Raw genomic sequence first — 17,551 nt, 5'->3', positions numbered from 1 at the left:
CTTCACCCGATGCGAGTGTAAATAATTTCGACAAATCTATTTATGCTGTCATGCAGCATGTGCATTGCTCCACGGCAGGTCGTGGTCGGCATCGCTAGGATGTACCTGCACTGGTCGCGAGCAGCAAGGTTGGAGAGACTGCGCGGGAGGCAGGCTGAACCGGTCAGCATGTTTCCACGAAAGGGCCCTTCGGTTTTTCCGGGCCGAGCGCTCGCGCCAGTCGCACCAGTTCGGTGCTTAGGCAAACAGTCTGAGAATGCCGTCCAGACCGGCATGGTTGATGGCGTGGGTGGCCTGCATCCTCACGACCGGTTTGGCATGATAGGCGATACCGATCCCCGCCTCGGTGAGCATGGGTAGATCGTTGGCTCCATCTCCCGCTGCAATGACGCTCTCCGGCGCGAAACCATGGTGCTTGCGTACGAGCTGGAGGGTATGTCGCTTGGCTTCACCGTCGATCACCTCACCCTTGACCCTGCCGGTGAGCTTTCCATTGCGTATTTCCAGTTGGTTGGCCACGGCGTAATCGAAGCCGAGCTGCTTTTGCAGGCGGTCGGTGAAATACGTGAACCCGCCGGAAACCAGCACGGTGACAATGCCGGCTTTCTTGAGACCGGCCATCATGGCTTCTGCGCCTGGATTGAGGCGCAGGCGTTCCTTGAAAACCTGCGCCAAGGCTTGTTCGGGCAGACCCTCAAGCAACGCCACGCGTCGGGTCAGGGATTCGCGAAAATCAAGCTCTCCACGCATTGCGGCTTCGGTAATGGCCGCCACTTCCGTCTTGAGCCCTTGCATGTCCGCAATCTCGTCAATGCACTCGATACTGATCAGCGTCGAATCCATGTCGGTGACGAACAGCCGGAAGTTGTTCAGATGGCGGTCTTCGGGAACAAAGGCAAAGTCCAGCTGATGGGTATCGCAGTAGGCGGCAAGGTCAGGATGAGGTTTGGCATCAATGAGACGGAAGGCGTTGTTGCCGAGGCGTCCGATGCCTTCCGAACCTGTCAGCGTGGCGAGATCCTTCAGGGCGCGGGTTTCGACCTTCTGGCCCTGTACGACCAGGTTCATCAGGCCACGCTCCGCTTCGGCAGGATCTCCCGCAGGATGTCACGGGTGTTGCGGATCATCTCTTCGGTGGTGCTCCAGTCAACGCAGGCATCGGTTACGGAACAACCATAGCGCAACTGGGAGAGATCCGCCGGGATGGGCTGATTGCCTGCTTCGATGTGGCTCTCGATCATCAGACCGACGATGGAGCGGTTGCCTTCGCGGATCTGGTGGGCCACATCGCGCATGACCAGGGGCTGATACTCCGGGTTTTTCCAGGAATTGGCATGGGAGCAGTCGATGACGATGTTGGCCGGCAGCTTGGCCTTGCCAAGGGCCTTCTCCGCAAGAGACACGGAGACGGTGTCGTAGTTGGGGCGGCCGCCACCGCCGCGAAGCACCACATGGCCGTGGGCATTGCCGCGGGTGCGGATGATCGAGGACTGGCCCTGGCCGTTGATGCCCAGGAAGCTGTGGGGGTGGGAGGCGGAGAGGATGCCATTGACGGCGGCATCAAGGGATCCGTCGGTGCCGTTCTTGAAGCCGACCGGGGTGGACAGGCCGGAGGCCATTTCACGGTGGGTCTGGGATTCGGAAGTGCGGGCGCCAATGGCTGTCCACGCGATCAGGTCACCGTAGTACTGGGGGGCAATGGGGTCGAGGGCTTCGGTGCCCGTCGGCAGGCCGACCTCATTCACCTCAAGCAGGAACCGCCGCGCCTTTTCCATGCCTTCGTCGATGCGGAAGGAGTCGTCCATGTACGGGTCGTTGATGTAGCCCTTCCAGCCGGTGGAGGTGCGGGGCTTCTCGAAATACACGCGCATCACCAGCACGAGGGTGTCGGAGACTTCGTCCGCCAGCTTCTTGAGGCGGCGCGCGTAATCGATGCCGGCAACCGGATCATGGATGGAACAGGGGCCCACCACGACGAAAACACGCGGGTCCTTGTGGTCGAGAATGGCCTGCAGGGTTTGGCGGCCCTCGGTCACGACCTTGGTTGCAGTCTCGCTGAGGGGGAGGCGGGCGGTGATCTCGTCCGGCGAGGGCATGCGGTCGAAGGCCGCGATGTTCAGGTTTTCAGTCTTGGAGTTGGGCATGGCGGTTCCGCTGCAGGGATAGCGTAATCCGCTATTTTACCCCGAAGTCAGAGTCCTGATCCTATGCCGGCTCAGGCCCAGCACGGAGGGAAGCTGGCAATCCACGAAGTCGGGTTGGCGAAGGCTGCGGCTGATCCAGACCGTCTTCATGCCAAGGCGTTTGGCCGTGCGCAGATTTTCGGCGCTGTCTTCGACGAGAATGCAGCGCCGGGGGTTGAGCTGATGGTCCTTGATGAGGTGGTGAAAGCCGGCGAGCTTGGGCTTGGGGTGGAAGCGCATCTGTTCGACCGAATAGACATCGGCAAACAGTTTGCGGATGCCCATCACGTCCAGCACGGCCTCGGCGTAACGCAGCGGTCCGTTGGAAAAGACGATCTTCTTCCCGGGGAGGCGGCGCAACAGGTGACGGACTGCCCGGTCGAACACGACCATTTGCGCCAGATCGGGAAACTGGTGGGTGTCGTGGAGGAAGTGCTCGGGCCGGGTGCCATGATGTCGCATCAGGCCGGTGAGGGTGGCGCCGTAGCGCTTCCAGTACTCCATGCGCAGCCGGTTGGCGTCCCGCTCGTCGAGATCCAGATGGCGCATGAGGTAGGCCGTCATGCTGCGGTTGATGTGCGGAAAGATGTGCGGGCTGGCGTTGTGCAGCGTGTTGTCCAGGTCGAAGAGCCAGATCGGGTGCATGAACTAGCCCGGCTTGCGTTCGAAGCGGACGATGGCGCGACCGTCTTCCATGACCTTGGGCGCGGCCTTCCAGGCGTGGCCATAGACCACCTCCACGGTGGCGGGCAGGCGGCCATCGCGGCGCAGTTGATCGTAGTTGGCTCGAAGGGCTGCCCAGTGGTCCTTGCCGACGAGGCCATGGGGGCGGTTCACGGCGGCATTGGTGGAGCCGCTTGCCCGCAGATCGCGGAACAGATCGTCCAGGCGGGTGTAGGTGACGGTGAGCATCTCCATGTCCATCACCGGATCGGAAAAACCGGCACCCACCAGGGCATCGCCCAGGTCGTGCATGTCAATGAAGCGGTGCAGGTGCTCTGCATTTGATGGGGGCAGGGCTGCGCGGAGTTCCTTGAGGGTGTCGGGGCCGAAGGTTGAGAACATGAGCACGCCGCCGACTTCCAGGACCCGGTGGATCTCCTTCAGGGCAGGCAGCGGATCGTGCAGCCACTGGAGCATCAGGTTGGACCAGGCCAAGGATACCGATGCCCGGGCCAGGGGCAGGGCATTGGCGTCCGCACAGATGAAGTCCGGGTTGGCGGGCTTGCCGAAGCGCATCAGGCGTTTGAGCAGCCCCTTTTCTTCACCGCGCGCCTGGGCGAGCATGGCCGGGGCACTGTCGACGGCGATCCGGGGGATGCCCGGATAGCGTTCGGCAAAGGCCGCCAGGTCTGCGCCGGGGCCGCAGCCCAGGTCGAGGATGCGCTTGGGCTCGATACGGATGTAGTCGAGGCGCTGGCCCATGCGCCGGGAGATTTCCCGGGCGAGGGTGTCGACGGAGGCGTAACCAGCAGCGGCCTGCTCGGCCCGACGCCGCACGAGGCGTGGGTCGAGCTGGAAGTCCGGCAGAGTCATCGGGGTAGGGCGCGCCTTAAACGGACTTGAGTCCGAGACGGGCAAACAGTGCGTCGTCGGAATCGGCATCCGGGTTGTCGGTGGTCAGCAGGCGCTCGCCGTAAAAGATCGAGTTGGCGCCGGCCATGAAGCACAGGGCCTGGATGCCTTCGCCGAGTTCCTGGCGGCCGGCGGACAGACGCACGTAGCTCTCAGGCATGGTGATCCGGGCTGCGGCGATCATGCGTACGAAGTCGAAGGGGTCGATGGGCTCGGCCTTGTCGAGGGGCGTGCCTTCAACCTGCACCAGGTTGTTGATGGGCACGGAGTCCGGCGGCGGGTTCATGTTGGCCAGTTCGGCGAGTAGGGCGGCGCGGCTCTTCTTGGTTTCGCCCAGCCCGACAATGCCACCGCAGCACACGTTGATACCGGCATCGCGCACTTTCTCGAGGGTGTCGAGCCGATCCTTCAAGGTATGGGTAGTGATGATCTGACCGTAGAATTCGGGCGAGGTATCGATGTTGTGGTTGTAGTAATCGAGGCCGGCTTCTTTTAGCTGTTCGGCCTGGCCATCCTTGAGCATCCCGAGGGTGACGCAGGTTTCGAGGCCGAGGGCCTTCACCTCGCGCACCATGTCCAGAACCGGGGCGAGATCCTTTTCCTTGGGGCCACGCCAGGCTGCGCCCATGCAGAAGCGGGATGCACCCTTGGCTTTGGCCGCGCGGGCGTTCTCGAGCACTTCACCGAGGGGCAGCAAGGCTTCCTTTTCGAGGCCGGTGTCATAACGGGCGGATTGGGAGCAGTAACCGCAGTCTTCCGAGCAACCCCCGGTTTTGATGGACAATAGGGTCGAGCGCTGGATGGCGTTGGGATCAAAATGCGCCCGGTGAACTTGCTGGGCGCGGAACAACAGATCGTTGAATGGCAGGGCGAAAAGGGCTTCGATCTCCGCTACGCTCCAGCGCTTGCGGGCGGGGGGCGTGGCGACGGTGGGTGTGTTCTCTACGTGGGCGGTGGTGACGGTCATTGTGATGCACCTTTTTTAGGCTGTAATTTTGAATTACCAAGCTCTCAAGTTTCCCTGAAGGGGTCAGGACTTGTCAAATCAAGCGCTTGCATATCGGTCTCGGTTGGGAGGGCTCGCACAGGTCTTCTTTCCTCAGCAGTGCTTTGCCTGTGGTGCGGCGAGCGGCAGTGCCGTGCTTTGCGCCGACTGCTGGCGGGCGCTGCCGGGACGTGAGCAGTTACGCTGCCCCGTTTGCGGCATACCTCATCCAACGGGCGGGGTATGCGGTGCCTGTCTCAGTCATCCTCCGTCGTTTGACCGGACACTGGCGGTGCTGGACTACGACTTTCCGCTGGACCGCCTCGTCCAGGCCCTGAAGTATGGGCATCGCCTTTCGGTGAGCCGGCTTTTCGTGGAGCTGCTGGCGGCGCACGTGACGCCCGAGGCGGATCTCGTCGTTCCGATGCCTTTGCATGTCTCGCGCTTGCGCACACGGGGCTTCAATCAGGCGGCGGAGCTCGCACGGCCATTGGCGCGGCTTTGGGGTCTGCCCCTGATGCTTGACGGCGTTGTGCGTGACGTGGATACGTTGCCCCAGGCCGGCCTGCCTTGGAAGGCACGGGCGGCCAACGTGCGTGGCGCCTTTCGGGTGAAGGGGAGCATGGAGGGCCTGCGGGTGGTGGTGGTGGATGATGTGATGACAACCGGCGCGACGTTGACTGAACTGGCCCGCAGCCTGAAGGGGGCGGGGGCGGTAAGCGTGGAGAACCGGGTGCTGGCACGTACACCACGGCCGGGTTGATCCCGGGGGGCGTGGCGTGCACAATCCGCGCCCATGTTCCACGTCGTCCTCCATCAGCCGGAAATTCCCCCGAATACCGGCAACATCATGCGCATGTGTGCCAACTCGGGCGTACGGCTGCACCTCGTCAAACCCCTCGGCTTCACGCTGGAAGAAAAGCAGCTCGTCCGCGCCGGCCTGGACTACAGGGACATGGCAGTGGTCACTGTGCACGAAGACTGGGCGAGCTGCCGGGCTGGTTTTGCTGGCCAGCGGCTCTTTGCCCTGACTTCCCACGGGGGGCGCAGCTATGCCGAAGTGGCTTTTTTGCCGGGCGATGTGTTTGTCTTTGGTTCGGAGTCCCGTGGCCTGCCGCCCGAGCTACATGCCGAGTTTGACGGGGACCGGCGGCTGCGCATTCCGATGCGCCCCGACAACCGCAGCCTCAATCTTTCGAACGCGGCGGCTGTCGTGGTCTATGAGGCGTGGCGGCAGAACGGTTTTGCTGGCGGGGGTTGAGCGTTACCTGCTACGCGGCCCGTCTGATCATTCCTGCTTGGGGTCGCGGGCGAGCAGTTGTTCGACCGCATCGCGGGCCGACAGGCTGCCGGCCAGCACGCCATCAACGGCCCGGGTGATGGGCATGTCCACGCCGAGTTGCGCGGAAAGTGCCGCCACTTCGCGGGTCGTGCTGACGCCTTCGGCCACATGGCCCAGTGCCTGAAGTATGTCCGGCAGTGTCTTGCCCTCGGCCAGCAGCAGGCCGACTCGCCGATTGCGGGAGAGGTCGCCCGTGCAGGTCAGCACCAGGTCGCCCAGCCCGGCCAAACCCATGAAGGTGTCCCGCCGACCACCCAGAGCCATGCCCAGGCGTGTGATTTCGGCCAGACCGCGGGTGATCAGTGCTGCCCGGGCGTTGAGCCCGAAGCCCATGCCGTCGGCGACACCGGCAGCAATGGCCATGACGTTCTTGACGGCACCACCCACCTCGGCCCCGATCAGGTCATCGTTGGCGTAAAGGCGCAGCCGGTTGTTATGCAGTGCCTGAACCCAGTGGCGGGCGAACTCGATGTCGCGGGCCGCGAGGGTGACGGCAGCGGGCAGGCCTTGTGCCACCTCGGCGGCGAAGCTCGGCCCAGTGAGCACGCCACAGGGCGCGTCGGCGCCGAGTTCTTCTTCAACGATCTGGTGGGGCAGTTTGGCCGTTCCGGCTTCAAGACCCTTGCAGGCCCACAGCAGCGGCGTTGCCGGTGCGGCAGCGCGGAGGGCGCGGGCGGTGCTGCGCAGACCAGCCAGGGGTGTGACGACGAGGTGCAGGTCGGCCTGGGCTGCCTGTTGCAGGTCGTCGCTGAAATGCAGATTCGCAGGCAGGGGAATCCCCGGCAGGTAGCGGCGATTTTCGCCATCCCGACGCAGGGCGACAATCTCGGAAGACTCCCGGCTCCACAGGACCACGTCGTGGCCACGGCTGAAGGCCATGGCCAGAGCGGTGCCCCAGGCTCCTGCACCGAAAACGGCGATGCGCATGGTGCTTAAAGCCCCCAGACCTGATTGACGCGAATGAAGCCGCTGGTGCCGTCCCGGTGCTTGACCTTGACCCAGCCATCGGCGGGCTTGTCCGAAAGCTCCAGAACCACGTCCTTGCTTGCCTCGAAGACGAGGGGGGCGGAGGGCTCGGGTTTCTGGCGGATGTCAGCACGTGCGGCAGTGATGATCACCGTGCGCTTGTCGGACAGCTGACGGCGCTCCAGCCATAGCAGGCTGCCGGCCGGTTCGCGGACCTTGACCCAGCGGTCAATGTTCACCACCGTTTCAACGGGTGTGTAGCGCTGGATCACGAAAAGAGGCTTGCCCTGTTTGGAGGGGGCATCGTAGAGGATGGCGGGCTCGGCGAGGGACCGGTAGTCCGAAGCCGCTGCGCCTGCCGCTGCGAAGGCGAGTGGCAGGCCGAGCAGCGCCGCGAGGGGAAGGCGGCGCAGGGTCATTACTGGATCGGCGTGTCTGCCGCCGGCTCCTGGGCAGCCTGCTGGCGGTTCTGCTGGAACAGGGCCTCGAAGTTGACCGGGGCCAGGATCACCGGCTGGAAGCCGGCACGGGCCACGGCGTCGGAGACGGCTTCGCGGGCATAGGGGAAGAGGATGTTGGCGCAACCGATCATCATGATGGGCTCCAGGTCTTCCTGGGGCACATTGCGGATCTGGAAAATGCCGGCCTGGGCCACTTCAACCAGGAACACCGTCTTCTCTTCGCCGACCTTGGCCGTTACGGTGACGGTCAGCTTGACTTCAAACACGCCTTCATCGACGGCATTGCCTTCGGTGCGTAGCTGAACGCTAATCTGGGGCGCTTCGCGCTCAAGGTAGATCTGGGGTGCGTTCGGCACTTCGAGGGACAGATCCTTGACGTAAAGCTTTTCGATGGAGAAGACGGGCTGTTCTGCGGTTTCGGACATGATGGTTTTTCCGTGGATAAAAGAGAGGGCGGGTTTCAGGCGGCTTGGCCATTCAGCAACGGGTCGAGTTTGCCTTCGTGGTCGAGGGCGAACAGGTCATCGCAGCCCCCCACGTGGAAATCGCCAATGTAGATCTGCGGTACGGTACGTTGGCCCGTACGCTCCATCATCTCGTCCCGGCGGGCCGGGTCGAGATCGACGCGCACCTTGTCGATTTCGGTGACGCCCTTGCGGCGCAGCAGCCCTTCGGCCCGGACGCAGTAGGGGCACACGGCGGTGGTATACATAAGGACTTTGGGTTGCATGGTCATTTCTTCTTGCGGCTGATGGGCATGCCGGCCTGTTCCCAGGCGGCGATGCCGCCTTCGAGATTGTGTACGCGGGTGAAGCCGGCCTTCTGCAGTGTTCCGCAAGCCGAAGCGGAGCGACTGCCGCTCTGGCAATTGAGGATGATGGGCTTGTCCTTGAACTTCTCGAGTTCGCCGAGCCGCTTGTCAAGCTCGCCGAGGGGAATGTGGCGTGCATTGAGCAGGTGGCCGGCGGCGTATTCGCCGGTCTCCCGAACATCCACCACCAGTGCATCCTCGCGGTTGATGAGCATGGTTGCCTGGGCGGGGGATACGCCACGACCGCCCTTGAGGGACGTGAATATGAGCAGCGAGCCGCTTACGGCGGCAAGCGCTGCCCAGTACCAGTTTTGCTGGATGAATTCCACTGAAAAAACTCCGGGTGTAAAGATGGGTCAGGCGTCGTCGTTGCAGAAGACTTCCCGCATCATGACGATCAGTTGAAGTGTGCGGGTGTCGCCCACGCGGTAATAGACCCGGTTGGCGTCCTTGCGGGTGAGCAGTACTCCCTTGTCGCGCAGGATGGCGAGATGTTGGGAGATGTTGCTTTGCGAGGTGCCGACGGCTTCAACAATATCCTGTACACAGACTTCTTCACTTCCGACCACGCAAAGGATCTTGAGGCGCAGGGGGTGGGAAATCGCCTTGAGGGCCCGAGCGGCAGTCTCGATATGCTCCTGTTTGGCGATGAGATCAACGATGTCTGTTTTCACGAAATCCGCTGGGGCTAAAGCTGACTGACCCAGTAAAATACCACTTTTTCGTGGGGGCGGTGTAGCGGCCCGGTGCGTGGCGGGTCGGGAACCTTTCGGGTTTATACTTCTCTCCCTAATTACGATAGCTCCATGGCGGGCATGTAGTGGCGCGAGCGGCCTGGTGGTCGGCGTCCAAACGGAGACTTTATGCGCAGCAGATTGCAACAAGCCGGCCTGGTTTTTACCGGGCTTTGTGCCGGGGTTCTGATCAGCCTCAATTTCTCGGCCAACGCGGACAAGGCGGCTGCTCTGGCCCCTCTGCCGGTGGAAGAACTGCGCAACCTCGCCGATGTCTTCAATGCCATCAAGCAAGGCTATGTCGAGCCGGTGGACGACAAGAAGCTGATCACCCACGCCATCAGCGGCATGCTGTCCAACCTTGACCCCCACTCCGCCTATCTGGATGCCGAAGCGTTCAAGGAACTGCAGGTGGGTACTCAGGGAGAGTTTGGTGGTCTGGGTATTGAGGTGGGGTCTGAGGATGGTTTCGTCAAGGTCATCTCCCCCATTGAGGACACCCCCGCCTTTCGTGCCGGCATCAAGTCCGGTGACCTGATCATCAAGCTGGATGACACGCCTGTGAAGGGCATGCCCCTCAACGATGCGGTCAAACGCATGCGTGGCAAGCCGAAGACCTCGATTGTGCTGACCATCTCCCGCAAGGGTGAGGCGAAGCCGATTGTGATCACGCTGGTCCGGGAAGTCATCAAGGTGCAGAGTGTCAAATCCAAGCTCGTGGAGCCGGGGTATGGCTACGTGCGTGTGGTGCAGTTCCAGGAGCAGACGGCGGCCTCCTTGGTGCAACATCTCGAAAAGCTGGTCAAGCAGGGTGACTTGAAGGGGTTGGTGCTTGATCTGCGTAATGACCCGGGGGGTTTGCTGCATGGCGCGGTTGGTGTCTCGGCAGCCTTCCTGCCGCCGAAGGCGCTGGTGGTGTCCACCGATGGTCGGGCCGATGACGCGAAGCGCAAGTATCTGGCTGTGCCGGACGACTACCTGCGTGGGGCCCGGGATGACTTCATCCGCAATGTGCCGGCTTCCATCAAGAGCGTTCCGATGGTGGTGCTGGTCAATGGCGGCTCCGCCTCTGCCTCGGAGATCGTTGCCGGTGCCCTTCAGGATCACAAGCGTGCCGTGGTGATGGGTACCCAAAGCTTTGGCAAGGGGTCGGTGCAGACCATCCTCCCCCTCAACAGCAACGCGGCCATCAAGCTCACCACAGCCCGTTATTTCACGCCCAGCGGGCGTTCGATCCAGGCCAAGGGCATCGTCCCGGACATCATTGTTGAGGAAACGCCAGGTGGCGCTTCACGGGAGCGTGTGCGTGAGGCCGATCTTGACCGCCATCTTGGCAATGGCCGGGAGACCGAACCACCGAAGGTGGAGGCGGCTCCGTTGCCGAAGAAGGAGTCTGCGCCCAAGTCGAAGGACAAGCCGAAGGGCGATCCGGACGACGAAACCAAGCCGCCATTCGAGATTGCCGGCAAGGATGATTATCAGCTTGCCCAAGCCGTGAATTTGCTCAAGGGCCTGCAGATCCTCCAGAATAGCGGAAAGTGACTCGGATGCCGGAGGGGTGACGATGCGACGTGAGACTGCTTACAAGCTGGCTGGACGCAAGCACGGAAGTCATCATCATCCGGGCTCCGGTATCGCCAAGACCCGTGAGATCCGTTTCAAATCCTTTCCGGCGGGGCAGGTTCGTCAGGCGCAGCGTTCCTTGGCGGCGCTGAGGGGGGTTCAGGTTGAACCGGGGCATCACGAGCTCTCGCTCGTTGTGCATTACAACGTTCTCGACTACACCCTTGAGCTTCTTGAAGACGCGCTGATCAGTGGGGGGTTTCAGCTTGATCGACCGCTTTTCGTGCGGCTGCACCGTGCCTTGATCTATTACGTTGAAGAAACGCAGGTGCACAATCTTCGTTCCCCCGAGCGTCTCATCAAGCAGTCGCACGAGGTGTATATCAGCGCTTACGCTGCCCATCCCCACGGGGATCACGACGATACGCCGCCGGACCTGCGGGAGTTCAAGTAGGCACCTGGCTCATCGCATCTTCGGCGCCTGCCGGGCGCCGCATCGCTGTTTTCACTCTCCATGAACGACGATCAGCTCCTGCGCTATTCTCGCCATATTCTCCTGCCCCAGATCGGTATTGAGGGTCAGGAGGCCATTGTTGCGTCCCGGGTGCTGGTGGTGGGGGCCGGCGGACTGGGGTCGCCTGCAGCCATGTATCTGGCGGCAGCCGGGGTCGGGACATTGGTTCTGGCGGATGGCGATACGGTGGATCTCACCAATCTGCAGCGGCAGATCCTGCACAGCCAGGATGGCGTGGGGCGTTTGAAGGTTGAGTCGGGACGCGACAGCCTGATGCGTCTCAACCCCGAGGTGAAGCTTGTTCCGTTGGCGTGCAGGCTTGAGGGCGCTGCGCTGGAAGAGGAGGTCGCCCTCGCCGACGTGGTACTGGATTGCTCCGACAACTTTGTGACGCGCCACGCCATCAATCGTGCATGCGTGGCGGCGGGCACGCCCCTGGTTTCCGGGGCTGCGGTGCGTTTTGACGGTCAGGTCTCGGTCTTTGATCTGCGCAATGACGACAGCCCTTGCTATCACTGCCTGTTTCCCGAGGGCGAGGATGTGGAAGAGGTGCGTTGCGCGGTCATGGGCGTCTTTGCACCGATCACGGGCATCGTTGGCGCTGTTCAGGCGGCAGAGGCGCTCAAGTTGCTGGCGGGCTGCGGTGAAACGCTCACCGGGCGCCTGCTTCTGCTGGATGCGTTGGACATGGACTGGCGGACGATCCGCCTCGGGCGCGATCCGGCCTGCCCGGTGTGCCTCTCACGTCGCGCCTGATCTGCGGCGGCGGGGGGCAAGAGCCCGCCACATCAGTATCAGCCCCAGCTTCTGTTGGCCCCAGAAATCATCGCGGGCCGCCATTGCCTCCGGGCTGTCTTCGTGTATGCCGGTCGCCGGGAGTTTCGCGCCCAGGTGAAGGGTGCCGAAAAGCACATCCCAGATGGGTAGCAGGATCGCGAAATTGCAGCCGTGGCGATAGGCTTCCCCGTCGGGCAGATCGATGGCATGGTGCCAGCGATGATAGCGGGGCCCCACGATAAGGTAGTCGCCAAAGCGCCCGAATCCGAGCCGTGTATTTGTGTGCGACAGGTTTTCCACGAGTCGAAGGGTGACCAGCAGGCCAATGAAGTGACCTGGTGGTACGCCGATCAGCAAGGACAGGCCGGCGAACCAGATACCCGCGATCAGGTCGTCCAGCAGATGATTGCGGGAGTCGGTCCAGAACGACATCTGCCGTTGGGAATGATGAATCCCATGCAGAGCCCACCACCCTCCCAGGGTGTGGGAGAGGCGGTGGCGCCAGTATTCGGCGAAATCCAGGATCAGAAGATAGATCAGGAAGCTTGCCAGAGGATGGGTGTCAAGCCCCGGCAGCCAGTCTTCAAGTTGCCTTGGAATCACATTGTGGAAGCGTAGCCAGCCATCCAGCGCCATGAAGGCGGGGGCCAGCAGGGTGAAAACCGCAAGCGGGATGATGCCCAGGCGGTTGAGCAGGGTGTACATCACGTCCACCCGAACGGCCCGGCGGTTGCGCCAGCGCTCTGCCGGCCAGAAGGCTTCCAGGGGGCGCAGAGCCGTATAGGCAATACCCAGTTCGAGAATCCCCATGAGAACGAACTCGATGCCCTCAAAGCCCATTTCCACGTACCCGGCCAGGCCCAGGGCAAATAGGACCGGCTGGACCAGACGGTCGAAGAGCCAGCCTTGCGCGCTGATGAACAGGTCGGTGAGAAAGGCATTCATGGGGCAGGCAGGCGGGCGAAACAGAATCCGCGGGACTTGAGGCCCGCGATCAGGGGGTCGAGCATGGGGGCGAAGGGATCCTTGCGGGACCAGATGCCCAAGTGGGCCATCAGAATGTCCCCATCCCGGACATGCTTCAGCGCCTTTTCCAGCAGCATTGAATTGGGATGGGTCTGGGAGGGGAGTTCGTCTCCCAGAAAGCCAGCGGGCGACCAATGGACATGCTGATAGCCGCACGCCCTGGCGGCTTGGAGGGTGAGCGGAGTTGTCCGTCCGCCGGGCGCCCGCCAGAGAGGGTCAAGGGGGCGTCCGGTGAGGGCCTCAAAGCGTGTATCAGGCGCCTTCAGTTCCGCACAGACCTCTGCAGCATCCAGCCTTACGATCCTGCCGTCCATGAGGCGGTAGGCGACGCGGCCATCGGGACCATCCTGGCGAAAACTGCCGTGGTGCCAGGTGTGGCTGCCAAAGGCGTGGCCCTCGGCCACCCGTGCTCGCCAGTAGTCGCCCCAGGCGGGGTCCAGGGCCTGATCACCTCGCACGGTGCGTTCCTGGGCGACGAAGAACGTTGCCTTGATCTGGTGTTTGCCAAGTATCTCGGCAATGGCTTCGGCATGTCGCATGTTGCCGGTGTCCAGCGTCAGGAAGAGCGTGCCCTTGCAGGTCGCCGGTGCGGCGCCATGGGCAAGACTGGCGGCACACATGAACATTGCCGCTACGATGGGGCGGATCTTCGTCATTGCCTTGGGGCGTGGTTGATGAAGGACACGCCGTGGGGCGAGCGACCCACCCGGATCGAGTGCGAGAGCTGCTTTTGCTCCAGGTTTACAACCTGCACTTTTCGGGCAAAGCGGGCGGTGGCCCACAATTCCTTGCCATCTGCACGGATTTCCATGTCATCCGGACCGCCGGGAACGTCGTAGCGCTCGACGACGCGCAGATCCTGCATGTCCACGAGGGAGATGCTGCCATTGATGGTGCGATTGGAAACAAAGACGTGGCGACCGTCTCCCCGGGGCAGGAAGTTGTGGGCGCCACGGGCCGTGACGATGCGCGTGATGGTCTTTCGGGCGCGCCAGTCGATCACTTCCACGTAGTCGGCCCCCATGATCCCGACCAACAGGTAGCGGTCGTCGGGTGTCATGTGGATGCCCGCGGGGGTCGGTCCCACCGGGTGCCGCCAGGCGGGTTGGCGGGTCTTCAGATCGACGGCGAGGACTTCATTGCTGTCCTGCAGGGTGATGAAGACGAACTGGCTGGCCTTGTCGAATGCCATGTGGGAGGGTGTCTTCTCCGCGGGTATCCGTGCGGCCAGACTGAAATCGGCTGCCCGGTAAAGATCCACGCGGTCGAGGCGCAGGGAGTTGGCAACGAACCAGGTCTTGTCGGGTGAAAAGCCGATCTGATAGGGGTCTGAAATGTTCTTGATGCGCTTCAGCTCCTTGCCGGTACGGGGGTCAAGAAACACCAGCTCATTGGAGACTGCGCAGGCGATGATGACCGCACTGTCGTCGGGCATCGCCATGAGGTGATGGGGCTCCTTGCACACCGGTGCGCGGCCGGTTTCCTGGTAACTGCGGGTATCGACGAAGCTGACGCTCTCGTCTACCGAGTTCAGGATGATGGCGGTTTCGGCGTGAAGCCCATGGGAAACAAGGCTGAGGGTAAGGGCAAGGGAAGCGGTCAGGCGGAGAGGCGTCATCAAACAATGGGTGGTTTTCGGTAGCGGGCCTTCCTTAACGCCATCCCGCCCGCTTCGATGACGCAAACTTCATGCGTCTGTCAAAGGTTTGCAGATTCGGCCCTGGACGAAGCGGGCCGTGCGCGGGGCGGTCAATCAGGTCGGGCGATGATGCGCAGATCGCGGCCCACAAGGCGCACATCGTGGAAGGCGAGCGGGCGCTTGCCTGTCAGGCTGCTCAGTGCGGGCAGGTTGAACAGCCCCTGTGCTGCGTCGCCCACAAGGGCCGGCGCGAGATACAGGACCAGCTCGTCGACGCAGCCTTCCTTGAGTAGCGAGCCATTGAGCTTGAAGCCACTTTCCGCAAGGACCTCGTTGAGACCGCGACGGCCCAGCTCGATCAGCAAGGCCTGGAGATCAACCTTGCCGCCGTCGTTGGGAAGGACCACCACTTCGGCCCCTCGTCGCTCAAGGGCCGCAATGCGTTCGGTGTCGTGGATGGCGGCCGCTACAAGGACTGGCCCCCCATCCAGCAGACGCGCATTGAGGGGGGTTTCCAGGCGGGCATCAACAACCACGCGCAAAGGCTGGCGCTCGGTTGGCACCGCCCTGACGGTGAGTTGCGGGTCATCGTCACGCACGGTGCCGATACCGGTGAGCACGGCGCAGGAGCGCGCGCGCCAACGGTGGGCATCACGACGGGCGTCCTCGCCGGTGATCCATTGGGAAACCCCATTCTCAAGGGCGGTCTTGCCGTCCAGGGTGGCAGCCGCCTTGAGGCGAAGCCAGGGGCGCCCCCGGGTCATGCGTGAGATGAAACCGATATTGAGCTCCCGCGCCTCGATCTCCTGAACGCCGGAGATGACGACGATGCCTGCGTCCCGGAGGCGGGCGAGGCCGCGCCCCGCTACCAGCGGGTTGGGATCTTCCATTGCAACCACGACCCGCGCCACACCCGCGTTGACGAGTGCTTCGGCACAGGGGGGCGTGCGTCCGAAATGGGAACACGGTTCCAGGGTCACGTAGGCCGTTGCGTTGCGGGCCTGCTCGCCCGCCATGGCAAGGGCATGGACCTCCGCGTGGGGCTCGCCGGCCCGCACGTGCCAGCCTTCGCCAACGATGCGATCCTCGCGGACAATGACGCAGCCGACGCGAGGGTTGGGGGTCGTGGTGAGGAGCCCGCGTTTCGCCAGTTCGAGGGCGCGGGCCATCCACCGGTAGTCATCGGCGGTGGCGGTCATCTGAAAACCCTCAGGATGTCTTGGGGGGGCGACCACGGGGGCGGGTGCTGACCTCCCGGATCACTTCCGAGAACTCGTCCACATCCTCGAAGGCCCGATAGACCGACGCAAAACGGATATAGGCAACCTTGTCGAGCTTCTTCAGCTCCCGCATCACCAGTTCTCCGATGCGTTCGGAAGGAATCTCGCGCTCGCCGGAGGAGAGCAGCTTGGCCTCGATGCGGTCAACGGCGGCTTCCACGCTTTCGGCGGTGACCGGCCGCTTGCGCAGTGCCAGGCTCAGGCTTCCGAGCAGCTTGTCACGGCTGTAGTCGGCACGGCTGCCATTCTTCTTGACCACCTGGGGCATCTTGAGGTCGATGCGCTCATAGGTGGTGAAACGCTTGTCGCAGGACAGGCAGCGACGGCGGCGCCGGACAATGTCACCGTCCTCGTTCTCACGGGTGTCGGTGACCTGTGTGTTGTCGGCGCCGCAGAAGGGACAGTGCATGCTCTGGCCTGCCTGCCGGTACGCGTGTTACGCCCCGTAAACCGGGAACTTGCGGCACAGCTCGGCAACCTTGGCGCGCACGTTCTCGGTGGTGGCTTCATCATTGGGTCTGTCGAGCACATCGGCGATAAGGTGCGCAATGCGTTCGGCCTCGATCTCGGTGAAACCACGGGTGGTCATCGCCGGGGAGCCGATGCGGATGCCGGAAGTCACGAAGGGCTTCTGGGGGTCGTTCGGGATCGAATTCTTGTTGACGGTGATGTGGGCACGACCCAGCGCGGCTTCGGCTTCCTTGCCGGTGATGTTCTTGGACTGGAGGTCGACCAGGAACACGTGGCTTTCCGTGCGGCCGGAAACGATGCGCAGACCACGCTCTTCACCCAGCACACGCGCCATCACGCGGGCGTTGGCGATGACCTGTTCCTGATAGCGCTTGAACTGGGGCTCGGCGGCTTCCTTGAAGGCCACGGCCTTGGCCGCGATGACATGCATCAGCGGACCACCCTGAAGACCCGGGAAGATGGCGGAGTTGAGGGCCTTTTCGTGCTCGGCCTTCATTAGGATGATGCCGCCACGGGGGCCACGCAGGGTCTTGTGGGTGGTGGAGGTGACCACGTCGGCGTGGGGCACCGGGTTGGGGTAGTAGCCCGCCGCGATGAGGCCGGCGTAGTGGGCCATGTCCACCCAGAAGATTGCGCCGATCTCTTTGGCGATCTTGGCGAAGCGCTCGAAGTCGATGCGCAGGGAGTAGGCGGAGGCGCCGGCGATGATGATACGCGGCTTGTGCTCGCGGGCCAGCGCTTCCATCTTGTCGTAGTCGATCTCTTCGTTCTTGTCGAGGCCGTAGGCGACGACGTTGAACCACTTGCCGGACATGTTCAGGGGCATGCCGTGGGTCAGGTGGCCGCCTTCGGCCAGGCTCATGCCCATGATGGTGTCGCCAGGCTTGGCGAAGGCCATCAGCACCGCTTGGTTGGCCTGGGAGCCGGAGTTCGGTTGCACGTTGGCGGCTTCTGCACCGAAGAGGGTCTTGAGGCGTTCGATGGCGAGCTGCTCGGCCAGATCGACGAACTCGCAACCACCGTAATACCGCTTGCCCGGATAACCTTCCGCATACTTGTTGGTGAGCTGGGAGCCCTGGGCTTCCATGACGGCTGCACTGACATAGTTCTCGGACGCGATCAGTTCGATGTGATCTTCCTGACGGCGGTTTTCGGCCTCAATGGCTTGCCAGAGTTCGGGGTCGACCTTGGCGAGGGTATTTTGCTTGGAAAACATGGTGATCC

The 17,551-nt window shown here is 62.8% G+C and carries 22 protein-coding genes and 1 pseudogene; 6 read left to right on the top strand and 17 right to left on the bottom strand.

What is annotated here, in order from left to right:
- Positions 1 to 237: 237 nt before the first annotated feature.
- The 5 genes from serB to bioB are packed head-to-tail and all read right to left on the bottom strand — an operon-like array spanning position 238 to position 4,725.
- The gene (gene serB, locus J0L98_RS05550) at positions 238 to 1,068 is read right to left on the bottom strand and encodes a phosphoserine phosphatase SerB (RefSeq protein WP_296410557.1); all 831 of its coding nucleotides are present in this window, start codon (positions 1,066 to 1,068) and stop codon (positions 238 to 240) included.
- Positions 1,068 to 2,144, bottom strand: coding sequence for a 3-deoxy-7-phosphoheptulonate synthase (locus J0L98_RS05545; protein ID WP_296410556.1), 1,077 nt, complete (start codon positions 2,142 to 2,144; stop codon positions 1,068 to 1,070). Before J0L98_RS05545 ends, serB begins: the two co-directional genes overlap by 1 nt.
- A gap of 36 nt (positions 2,145 to 2,180) precedes the next feature.
- Positions 2,181 to 2,828 (bottom strand): pyrimidine 5'-nucleotidase, encoded by a 648-nt coding sequence (locus tag J0L98_RS05540; RefSeq protein WP_296410554.1) that lies wholly within the window; start codon positions 2,826 to 2,828, stop codon positions 2,181 to 2,183.
- A gap of 3 nt (positions 2,829 to 2,831) precedes the next feature.
- Positions 2,832 to 3,719: a malonyl-ACP O-methyltransferase gene (locus tag J0L98_RS05535; RefSeq protein WP_296410553.1), complete on the bottom strand. Its 888-nt coding sequence runs from the start codon at positions 3,717 to 3,719 to the stop codon at positions 2,832 to 2,834.
- 16 nt (positions 3,720 to 3,735) lie between these two features.
- The gene (gene bioB / locus J0L98_RS05530) at positions 3,736 to 4,725 is read right to left on the bottom strand and encodes a biotin synthase BioB (RefSeq protein WP_296410551.1); all 990 of its coding nucleotides are present in this window, start codon (positions 4,723 to 4,725) and stop codon (positions 3,736 to 3,738) included.
- 70 nt (positions 4,726 to 4,795) lie between these two features.
- Between bioB and J0L98_RS05525 the strand changes: the two are divergent.
- The 3 genes and pseudogenes from J0L98_RS05525 to J0L98_RS05515 all read left to right on the top strand — a co-directional run.
- Positions 4,796 to 4,990, top strand: a pseudogene (locus J0L98_RS05525) (double zinc ribbon domain-containing protein); the annotation flags it as partial.
- A gap of 45 nt (positions 4,991 to 5,035) precedes the next feature.
- Positions 5,036 to 5,506, top strand: a complete 471-nt coding sequence (locus J0L98_RS05520; protein ID WP_296410607.1) for a phosphoribosyltransferase family protein — start codon at positions 5,036 to 5,038, stop codon at positions 5,504 to 5,506.
- A 33-nt stretch (positions 5,507 to 5,539) separates the two neighbouring features.
- Positions 5,540 to 6,004, top strand: coding sequence for a tRNA (cytidine(34)-2'-O)-methyltransferase (locus tag J0L98_RS05515; protein WP_296410550.1), 465 nt, complete (start codon positions 5,540 to 5,542; stop codon positions 6,002 to 6,004).
- Between the two features lie 27 nt (positions 6,005 to 6,031).
- Here J0L98_RS05515 and J0L98_RS05510 read toward each other — a convergent pair whose 3' ends face one another.
- Genes J0L98_RS05510 through J0L98_RS05485 form a run of 6 tightly spaced genes read right to left on the bottom strand, consistent with a single transcriptional unit; the run spans position 6,032 to position 8,997 of the window.
- Positions 6,032 to 7,012: an NAD(P)H-dependent glycerol-3-phosphate dehydrogenase gene (locus J0L98_RS05510; RefSeq protein WP_296410549.1), complete on the bottom strand. Its 981-nt coding sequence runs from the start codon at positions 7,010 to 7,012 to the stop codon at positions 6,032 to 6,034.
- A 5-nt stretch (positions 7,013 to 7,017) separates the two neighbouring features.
- A complete protein-coding gene (locus J0L98_RS05505) occupies positions 7,018 to 7,470 on the bottom strand; it encodes an SH3 domain-containing protein (protein ID WP_296410547.1) in 453 nt (150 codons plus the stop codon).
- Complete coding sequence (gene secB, locus J0L98_RS05500) at positions 7,470 to 7,937, bottom strand: protein-export chaperone SecB (RefSeq protein WP_296410546.1); 468 nt, start codon at positions 7,935 to 7,937, stop codon at positions 7,470 to 7,472. Before secB ends, J0L98_RS05505 begins: the two co-directional genes overlap by 1 nt.
- Positions 7,938 to 7,972: 35 nt before the next feature.
- On the bottom strand, positions 7,973 to 8,242 hold the full coding sequence (gene grxC / locus J0L98_RS05495) for a glutaredoxin 3 (RefSeq protein ID WP_296410545.1): 270 nt from the start codon (positions 8,240 to 8,242) through the stop codon (positions 7,973 to 7,975).
- A 2-nt stretch (positions 8,243 to 8,244) separates the two neighbouring features.
- On the bottom strand, positions 8,245 to 8,652 hold the full coding sequence (locus J0L98_RS05490) for a rhodanese-like domain-containing protein (protein ID WP_296404021.1): 408 nt from the start codon (positions 8,650 to 8,652) through the stop codon (positions 8,245 to 8,247).
- Between the two features lie 27 nt (positions 8,653 to 8,679).
- On the bottom strand, positions 8,680 to 8,997 hold the full coding sequence (locus J0L98_RS05485) for a metalloregulator ArsR/SmtB family transcription factor (protein ID WP_296410544.1): 318 nt from the start codon (positions 8,995 to 8,997) through the stop codon (positions 8,680 to 8,682).
- A 189-nt stretch (positions 8,998 to 9,186) separates the two neighbouring features.
- Between J0L98_RS05485 and J0L98_RS05480 the strand changes: the two genes are divergently transcribed.
- From J0L98_RS05480 to moeB, 3 genes are read left to right on the top strand one after another with little or no spacing between them, the layout of a single operon-like run.
- Positions 9,187 to 10,599 (top strand): S41 family peptidase, encoded by a 1,413-nt coding sequence (locus tag J0L98_RS05480; RefSeq protein ID WP_296410543.1) that lies wholly within the window; start codon positions 9,187 to 9,189, stop codon positions 10,597 to 10,599.
- A gap of 22 nt (positions 10,600 to 10,621) precedes the next feature.
- A complete protein-coding gene (locus J0L98_RS05475) occupies positions 10,622 to 11,074 on the top strand; it encodes a hypothetical protein (protein WP_296410542.1) in 453 nt (150 codons plus the stop codon).
- 60 nt (positions 11,075 to 11,134) lie between these two features.
- Positions 11,135 to 11,890 (top strand): molybdopterin-synthase adenylyltransferase MoeB, encoded by a 756-nt coding sequence (gene moeB, locus J0L98_RS05470; RefSeq protein WP_296410540.1) that lies wholly within the window; start codon positions 11,135 to 11,137, stop codon positions 11,888 to 11,890.
- On the opposite strand, the gene J0L98_RS05465 is transcribed toward moeB, so the two are convergent.
- The 6 genes from J0L98_RS05465 to glyA all read right to left on the bottom strand — a co-directional run bounded on the left by J0L98_RS05465 (position 11,876) and on the right by glyA (position 17,543).
- The gene (locus tag J0L98_RS05465) at positions 11,876 to 12,856 is read right to left on the bottom strand and encodes a sterol desaturase family protein (RefSeq protein WP_296410539.1); all 981 of its coding nucleotides are present in this window, start codon (positions 12,854 to 12,856) and stop codon (positions 11,876 to 11,878) included. The two genes, moeB and J0L98_RS05465, sit on opposite strands and share 15 nt — an antisense overlap.
- The gene (locus tag J0L98_RS05460) at positions 12,853 to 13,593 is read right to left on the bottom strand and encodes a polysaccharide deacetylase family protein (RefSeq protein ID WP_296410538.1); all 741 of its coding nucleotides are present in this window, start codon (positions 13,591 to 13,593) and stop codon (positions 12,853 to 12,855) included. Before J0L98_RS05460 ends, J0L98_RS05465 begins: the two co-directional genes overlap by 4 nt.
- A complete protein-coding gene (locus J0L98_RS05455; RefSeq protein WP_296410537.1) occupies positions 13,590 to 14,555 on the bottom strand; it encodes a beta-propeller fold lactonase family protein in 966 nt (321 codons plus the stop codon). Before J0L98_RS05455 ends, J0L98_RS05460 begins: the two co-directional genes overlap by 4 nt.
- A gap of 131 nt (positions 14,556 to 14,686) precedes the next feature.
- On the bottom strand, positions 14,687 to 15,775 hold the full coding sequence (gene ribD / locus J0L98_RS05450) for a bifunctional diaminohydroxyphosphoribosylaminopyrimidine deaminase/5-amino-6-(5-phosphoribosylamino)uracil reductase RibD (RefSeq protein WP_296410535.1): 1,089 nt from the start codon (positions 15,773 to 15,775) through the stop codon (positions 14,687 to 14,689).
- 10 nt (positions 15,776 to 15,785) lie between these two features.
- Positions 15,786 to 16,265 (bottom strand): transcriptional regulator NrdR, encoded by a 480-nt coding sequence (gene nrdR, locus J0L98_RS05445; protein ID WP_296404005.1) that lies wholly within the window; start codon positions 16,263 to 16,265, stop codon positions 15,786 to 15,788.
- 27 nt (positions 16,266 to 16,292) lie between these two features.
- Positions 16,293 to 17,543 (bottom strand): serine hydroxymethyltransferase, encoded by a 1,251-nt coding sequence (glyA, locus tag J0L98_RS05440; protein ID WP_296410534.1) that lies wholly within the window; start codon positions 17,541 to 17,543, stop codon positions 16,293 to 16,295.
- Positions 17,544 to 17,551 lie beyond the last annotated feature (8 nt).

This window comes from Zoogloea sp. (assembly GCF_017302315.1).
GTDB lineage: Bacteria > Pseudomonadota > Gammaproteobacteria > Burkholderiales > Rhodocyclaceae > Zoogloea.
This window is presented reverse-complemented; position numbering and strand designations above follow the sequence as displayed.